This is a genomic window from Paraburkholderia diazotrophica, from assembly GCF_038900755.1.
Lineage (GTDB): Bacteria > Pseudomonadota > Gammaproteobacteria > Burkholderiales > Burkholderiaceae > Paraburkholderia > Paraburkholderia diazotrophica_A.
Genome location: NZ_JBBPEN010000038.1, coordinates 1 through 7,203 on the forward strand (window position 1 = coordinate 1; position 7,203 = coordinate 7,203).

At 58.6% G+C, this 7,203-nt stretch carries 9 protein-coding genes; 4 read left to right on the top strand and 5 right to left on the bottom strand.

Features of this window, described 5'->3' with window-relative positions; genetic code table 11:
- Positions 1 to 387 precede the first annotated feature (387 nt).
- From AABE10_RS35720 to AABE10_RS35740, 5 genes are all read right to left on the bottom strand, one after another.
- Complete coding sequence (locus AABE10_RS35720) at positions 388 to 573, bottom strand: hypothetical protein (RefSeq protein WP_342937764.1); 186 nt, start codon at positions 571 to 573, stop codon at positions 388 to 390.
- Positions 563 to 1,750: a FlhC family transcriptional regulator gene (locus AABE10_RS35725; RefSeq protein WP_342937765.1), complete on the bottom strand. Its 1,188-nt coding sequence runs from the start codon at positions 1,748 to 1,750 to the stop codon at positions 563 to 565. The genes AABE10_RS35720 and AABE10_RS35725 overlap by 11 nt, the downstream gene beginning before the upstream one ends.
- Positions 1,751 to 1,788: 38 nt before the next feature.
- Positions 1,789 to 3,042: a hypothetical protein gene (locus AABE10_RS35730; RefSeq protein WP_342937766.1), complete on the bottom strand. Its 1,254-nt coding sequence runs from the start codon at positions 3,040 to 3,042 to the stop codon at positions 1,789 to 1,791.
- A gap of 39 nt (positions 3,043 to 3,081) precedes the next feature.
- Positions 3,082 to 3,474 carry a hypothetical protein gene (locus AABE10_RS35735; protein WP_342937767.1) on the bottom strand — a complete coding sequence of 131 codons (393 nt, stop codon included), beginning with the start codon at positions 3,472 to 3,474 and terminating at the stop codon, positions 3,082 to 3,084.
- A 227-nt stretch (positions 3,475 to 3,701) separates the two neighbouring features.
- Positions 3,702 to 4,409: a nuclease-related domain-containing protein gene (locus AABE10_RS35740; RefSeq protein ID WP_342937768.1), complete on the bottom strand. Its 708-nt coding sequence runs from the start codon at positions 4,407 to 4,409 to the stop codon at positions 3,702 to 3,704.
- A gap of 486 nt (positions 4,410 to 4,895) precedes the next feature.
- Here AABE10_RS35740 and AABE10_RS35745 point away from each other — a divergent pair, with 486 nt between their 5' ends.
- The 4 genes from AABE10_RS35745 to AABE10_RS35760 all read left to right on the top strand — a co-directional run.
- The gene (locus AABE10_RS35745) at positions 4,896 to 5,255 is read left to right on the top strand and encodes a hypothetical protein (protein WP_342937769.1); all 360 of its coding nucleotides are present in this window, start codon (positions 4,896 to 4,898) and stop codon (positions 5,253 to 5,255) included.
- A 123-nt stretch (positions 5,256 to 5,378) separates the two neighbouring features.
- Complete coding sequence (locus AABE10_RS35750) at positions 5,379 to 5,807, top strand: hypothetical protein (RefSeq protein ID WP_103153768.1); 429 nt, start codon at positions 5,379 to 5,381, stop codon at positions 5,805 to 5,807.
- 9 nt (positions 5,808 to 5,816) lie between these two features.
- Entirely contained in the window at positions 5,817 to 6,653 is an 837-nt protein-coding gene (locus AABE10_RS35755) for a hypothetical protein (protein WP_342937770.1), read from the top strand.
- Positions 6,654 to 6,666: 13 nt separating this feature from the next.
- Positions 6,667 to 7,203: single-stranded DNA-binding protein (locus AABE10_RS35760; RefSeq protein WP_342937771.1), on the top strand; the 537-nt coding region annotated here is incomplete at its 3' end.

Here is a 7,203-nt window from a genome sequence, read left to right on the forward strand (position 1 = left end):
AGCGCATCTATCGGTGCTTGCGAGCCCGTCGATGGAAAACTCGCAGACCAACGAAGGCGACCATCAGGCCAATACCAGTAACGGCAGGCCCGACTTTCGCGAGTTGCGGAACGACTCGGGTTCCCGTATAGAGGGCGAATAGCGCGACTACGACTCGACCGACCCACGGCGCGTTCAGAAACGACAGCAAGCGCGATGGCTGGCTGGTTGCATACTCAACGTATCCCTCGTTGGCCTTCTCCAGGTCAAAACCCGTGACGTCTACCGCGCGCTCGCTCTGGTAGAACTTTTCGTAACGCTCAAACCGCCCGTCACCGCGGCCCGCGAGCCACGCCGCATTGCTCTCACGGGCAAGATAGGCGAAGTCTTCCATAGTTGTGCGCCTCGTCAGTGGATGTGGCCCGCATGCCAGGCAATCGCGCCGATCGCGTCGGCGATGATGCTCCCGTCGGCCTCGGCGTAAAAGGCGCCGGTTTCAGGATTTTGCCAACCGAACTGGGTTCGACCATCACTGCCGAAGATAACCAGTCCGGCGGGCAATTCTTGCAGGGGCGATTTGGTATCAGGCGTCACTGTTCGACCTCCGCGCCGCACGTTTTTTTGCACCGAGTTGCTGGTTGCATGCCGGACACGTGAAGCGACTGTGCATTTCGATCTTCGTGTCGTTGTTCGACACGACGTAGTGCGTGCAGCACGTGCGGCACGGCGCGATGGTGAGGCGAGCGTCGGCAGCCATCGAGCGGATCAGGTTCCAGCCGCGATCCGGCATGATCACCCGGTTACCACCGAAGAGGCGGTCATAGACGTCATTGGTTGCAATCAGTGCCTCGGCAGGATTCGCACCCATCGCAGTCGCCGACCGATACAGCCATGCGTAGACGGTGGCGTGCAGTCGATGCACCGGCGTCTCGACAAACCATGTGAGTGACGTCGCCGTGTTGCCACAGGGCGAACTCTTGCCGTGGATCTCGCTGTAACGGATGCGCATGGAGTGCTGGTTCATGCCGAACAGGTTTGAAGCCGTGGACGCGCGCAGGCCATAAGCCATGAGAGCGCTGGCATACGCCTCATTTTTCAGTCGGCCAAGACGAAGGTCTCCCCAGTGAGCGGCATAAGGCAATTCGCCAACACGTGAGGGCGACGTCAACATGATCTGATGAGCGATGGTCTCGTCAGTCAGCGTGCTGCCGGCGAATTCCCACCAGAAGGTCGGGCTATTGAAACGCCAGCGGAACAGCGGCAGTTCCTTCATCCGGCCGATTGCAACGTGAAGCTTGTGGTGGGGGACCGACATCAGATACTTCGCAACTTCTGTCGAAATGCCGAGAAGCGGCGCGCCCATCACGCTTACGTTGAGAACCTGCGTCACGAGTGACACGAATGTCGAATTCTGCTGGTTCACGGCATAGGCCATCAGCGAGTCGAGTTCCGGCGTCTTGCGTCGGAGCACGTCGACCGCGACGGTCGTCGCCGTGTTGTCGACGAAGCAGCGCCAGTCCTCAACGGTCTGCAGGGTAGGTTCCACCATGAGAAACGGCGCGCGTAGCAGATTACGCAGGGACGACTGGTTCAACTGGAGCTGCTCGATCTCCTTGCGCTCGACGTTGAACACCTCGTTGAAGCGGCCGTCCTGCTTGAGCAACCACTTCATGTGGTCGACGAGAGTGAAGTTGGCCACCTGGATCTGGCCCGTGAGCCACTCCGGGACGTAGAACCGGTCAATGGCGCGATAGCTTTCTTTGTTGTTCACTGCGTTTTTCCTTTTGTTCTCTCAATTTGCCTGCGGCTTCAGGCAGCCCGTACTGCTGCTTGCAATTCCCCGTGAAACTTCCCTGTAAGGTCGGCCAAACCCGTCAGCAGGCCCTTGAATCGGCCAATTGAACCGTCCGCCGTGACCAGCAGTTGCACGCTGTGGTATTCCTGAACGAACGATCCAAAGCGCTCGACCAGCCCGGCGACCCGTTTTTCGACGGCCTCCTTCTGCTCGATTTCCGCTTCCTGCCTTTTCTTAAGCTCGGACAGTTCCTCGAGGCGCTTTCTCGCGGCGTCACATTCAGCCGTCAGCCTACTGAGTTCCTCAAATCGGCCTTTTGTGACGCTTTCCAGGTTCCGTAGGTGCTCGGGCGTGACCTCGACTTGAACTTCCTTGATCGTAACCTTCGCCTGGGCCTCGCTAAGCTCGCGGCTCTTGGCTGTGACCTCACGCTCAAGATCCGCAATGGTGCTTTGCAGGCCGCTTGCCGTCTGCTCGGCCGAAGCAAGGTCGACCAGCGTCTTCTTGAGTCTTTCGCGGTCGGCCTTAACGTCCAGATTGAGGCGCCTCGCTTCCTCGGCGAGACGCTGATTCTCGTTTTTTGCGTCGTCCAGTTGACCGTAGATCTCAGAGAGTTGGCTTGTGGCGGTCTCGAGCGCGCTATCCTTCTCCATGAGGCGCGCTTCGTAATCTTCGATGATCTGCTTGAGCTCGCGCTTACCCATATCGGGCTTATCGCGCTTGGCCTGAAGGACTTTTTCCACGACTTCGTCGCTCTTGTTCACCAGCAACTGCATGTCGCTGATCGACAGCATTTCGACGGCGCCGCTGTTCGTGCTGAAGCGTTCATAGCAACGCATATACAGCCTGACGGAGTCGCGCTTCTTCCGGAACGTGGCTTCAAGGAAGTTGTAGACACGATTCGCTGCGTTTCTGCGGACCTGTGTCGTGTCGCCGAAGGTGCTCACGTAGTGACCTTCAATCCGCGTCCGGATGTGATAGAAGGAGCCGCCGATCCGCATATGTTCGAGAAGGATCTTTCTGGTCGAGTGCGCGACTTCCTCAGCTTCTTCGGCGATCGAAGCGCGAAGCGCGTCCGATATCTCATCACCACCGAAGAATTCTGTGACCTTCAGGCCGATCTCCTCGTCGGACGGCACGTGCGCAAAGGCGAGGGGCAGTTCACGTTCGATAGCGTTGTCGTCGTTTTTGCTGTCGTCGTTACCCTCGGGACGGGTCGGGTCGAATTCGTCGTCGTCGACGACCAGGGCGGAGTTTCGTTTGGTCATGGTGCTTTCTATATAGTTTTCGATCGTTGTTGATCGCCGTTAAGCCGCGCCGGCAGGGTTCGAACCACTCAAGCGCAACACCATGTCGCGAAGCGTGAGTTTTGAGAATTCCTCGGGGTGGTCGGCAAAGCGCTGGTAGCAGCGGATGTACAGGCGTACCGCTTCGCGCGTGCGTCCGAATTCCTTCTCAAGGCCCCCGTAGACGGCATCCATGACATGTTTACGGTTCTCGCGCGAATCTCCGTGTTTCGCCGTGTAGCACGCAACGGCCTTTTCCATAATTTGGGAAAAGAGCATGCCGACGTGCAGATGGAGGCGATCGGCCAAAGCGGCGCGGACGGCATCCCGGTCAGACCGGGCAATCAGATCGTCCTCACGACCGGCCAGGTCGCCTTCAGGACGCAGTGCGGATGACTTTTTTTCGTTCTTCATTAGAGAAACTCCGACTATTTCTTGGATCTTGTTCGGGCGCTTCGGTCGAAGCGCCAGATGCTCGGCGGCGGGTGCAACCTGTTCTCCCCGGGGCTACACCCGCCCAGAATAAGCGTCGTTTCGCCACCGCCATCCCGCTAAGAAGCGCAAATTCATATAGCTTTCACGGGTATCGGCTACGAGAAACGCCGAGGAAAACGTTTCAATCGGCAACCCCGACCGAAACTTTAGGGAAGACACGGTAATTTTTTAGGGTTTTCCCTCAGTTTCGCTCGATGCATTTCTATGGCTACAGCCCCTGTTTCGGCGACTGCGAGGACCGCTCGTCGGGCCTGCACGACAGCGACCGGCAGGGCGTTTCTGGCGTCGTGCCTCGACTTGTGGTCACGGAGCCACTGGCGCAGATCGGTGGCGCGCATCAGATTGACGGGCAGCGCTGACGACAGGTCGCAATGCGGGTTGGGGAAGACTGCGATGCCCTCGACGAGCCAGCTTCCCGGCAGCATCGAGCGAAGAAATGCGACCTTTGAGCGATTCTGCTGAATTGGTGACCGGCGCATTTCGCGATGACCGTCTGCGCCGATGCGTACAACACTCTTTAAATCTGGCCCGGGCTCGATCCGACCAGCCCAATTTTTCGTCTCGACGACGAAGATGCCGAACGGGGTAATGGCAAGGTGATCTACTTCGGCAGTCGGGAAAGCCGAGCCGGGCGCATGGTTGAGCAGAAGGGCGCCCGGGTGCAGATAGAAATTGTCGCCGCACAGCCATTCAAGTGCGGCACTCAGTTCGGCCTGAACAACAGCCTCGCCTTGCTCACCGCTTCGTTGGCTGCGTGAGGCGGGTACACGCGATCCTGTCGGACCGATCGAGCGCCGGTTGTGGCGCTTTACCGCGTAAAAGATCACCGCGGCCGCAATGAGAAACCAGTACATGGACCTCGCTCCTGTTTAAGTAGACGAGTCCAGTCTGCCAGGCTTTTTCCGAAGTCAAGTTATCGCAGGCAAATGGCACGTTATTACGACGCGCTTTCACCGAATCCTGAAAAGCTACGTGGTTTAGTCGAGCTTTCCGGGTTAGGGGGCCGAGCCGGATCAGGTCACTCCCGCCCTTTAGAGAGCTAGGGGCCTGGTCTTTCAAAGCTGTATGACATTGGCAAGCATTCGTGGCTTTATGGGGGCGCTCGCACGCTAAGCTTGCCTTATCCAATGGCGTCTCCCGACGCATCGACCTGCCGCAAGTGATCGCGCGCGTCTCTGTTTTTTCTTTTCCCCGTTGTTCCGTTCAGCCTGTGCTTTCGTGCGCGCCTCGCGTGGACACGCACGAAAGCGCTCAGCGCCGAGTTTCCTTGCTCATCGAGCATCGAAACCACCGGACAAGGGTCCGGACATTCCCTGTTGAAAATTTTTCTGGAGAGAAAAATGCTGCTGGTCCTTTTCAAAGATGCAATTAAGTCCCCGGCCAAAGTGCTGGCGCTGTGTTTTATCGCGTACTTCGCGACGATCTCGTTCGTCGTTTCGACTTTCCTCTTCCTGCTTGTCGCCCACTGGGTGGTCAAGGAGATGAAGAAGAAGGCGAAGGCCATCCACGCAGCTGAAGCGGAGGCCGAAGCTGCTCGCATCGAGACTGAAAAGCTCGCTGCACGAGCTGCCGCCAACGCGAAACCGGAAGTCGCTTCCGCTGCAACGGCAGCCGCCAACGACAGCAATGTGAAACCGGCACCGGCGAAGCAATACGCCAAGTCGGCTGTCGTTCTTCCGTTCAAGACCGGTACTCGTTAATCGAGCGCCGTTACTACCTACCGTCACCTGGGCTTCGCCCATGGTGACGGCACCCTTAACCCTACCGGGAATCCCATTCCCGGACACGGGCCATGAGATTCCCGGTATCACCGGAGCAATCCCATGGAAACGCATGTGGCTGCCTGGCAGCTGGACATGTTCGGCGAATCATCGCCGGTTCACATCACACCTCCCAAGCCCGACCCGTTGCCCGACCCGCATTTGTGGAGCGAGTCGGTACGCGCCAAGATGGTCGACGCGCTGATCTCGCTCGCGAGCGACAGCCGTCGCGGCGACAGCATGCCCGAGTCGCTGATGGATTGCGCCGACCTGCTGTCTGAACGGCTGCGCAATCGCAAGATCGACGTCGATGACTACCGCGCGACCCTTGGCTGGATCATGGGTTACTGGGACGGCGCACTTCCCTATATCTACGTGTGCAAAGTCAACGGAGTCGATCCGGAGATTCTGCAGGACGTGATATTGAGCACGCCGCTTCTGGAGCGCGATCTGCGCGAGGTTCAACGCGTGTGCTTTGGCACGCTGCTGTAGGAGCGAACCATGCGCAACGCAGCAACGCTGTTCGCCCGCGTCATGGCGGACGTCTTCACTGGCAAACCTGCATCTCACGCTGCCACTGCCGGCAACGCAAACACTGCGGAACCGGCTAAGTCTCCAAACCCTGCATCTGCGGACACCCACTCTTCCACGTCCCACGTTGTAGGGCAGGGCGCGTCGAACGAAACGATTGTGACGATCGGCGACATCCCACATCTGTTCGTCGACGAAGGCGATCACATCGTCGAGTTCACTCCCGCCTTCGACGATCACGCTGAAGAAACCGAGTTCGGCCTGAAGATCGTCCCTGATCTTGTCCCTCACTGGTCGCAGCGCGCTGTTCATCGTTGCGCGCTGAAGGAGGCGGTGGCCGTGGCCATCCGTCAAAACGGTAAACCTCCGACTGCCATGCCCTTGCCGCAAGGAAAGGGAACTGACAATGATTTGAATCAAGCGTCACCGTCGGAAGTGCAAGAGACGTTCGAGCCCGAAGCACGCGGGCCTAACCGGACGCGTCGTACTCACAACGCCGATGCATCGAACGTAATCGGGCGCATCGTTTCGTGGGGCGAGGAACGGTTCCCGGATCGCAAGCGGCCGGGACGGCACTACACCTCGTTCGCGATGCATATCGACACCAGTTCGGGTGAGCGGACCCTGCAGGGTGAAGGCCTGAAGGAAGCGATCGCTGAATGTCGTTGCGTTGTTGGCGACGTTGTATCTGTGCGCCGCACCGGAAAGGTGAAGGTTCCGGCCATCCGACAGACCGACGGCACACCGATCATGAAGGACGGTAAGCCTCTCATGTGGGACAAGTGGCTCTGGTCAATATCTAAATAGTGAGGAAACTCAAATGGCATCTGTTAACAAGGTGATCCTCGTCGGTAATCTCGGCGCTGATCCTGAAGTGCGTTACCTGCCCAGCGGCGATGCTGTGGCGAACATCCGACTCGCGACAACCGACCGCTATAAAGACAAGCAGTCGGGCGAGTACAAGGAAATGACGGAATGGCACCGCGTGTCGTTCTTCGGCCGTCTGGCCGAGATCGTCTCCGAATATCTGAAAAAGGGTTCGTCGGTCTACATCGAAGGTCGCATCCGCACGCGCAAGTATCAGGCGCAGGACGGTACCGACCGCTATTCGACGGAGATCGTGGCAGACCAGATGCAGATGCTCGGCGGCCGTCGCAACGATGATGAAGGCGACAACGGCTTCGAGCAGCGTGGCAACGGTCGTACTCAACGTCCGGCGCCGCACGCGGATACATCGCGCCCTGCCGACAATGTTGGAACTCGCGCCAATCCGCCTCAACCGTCGCATGGCGGTGGTGGTGGCATGCGAGCACCTGCCGGCGGTGGCTTCGATGAGATGGACGACGATATTCCGTTC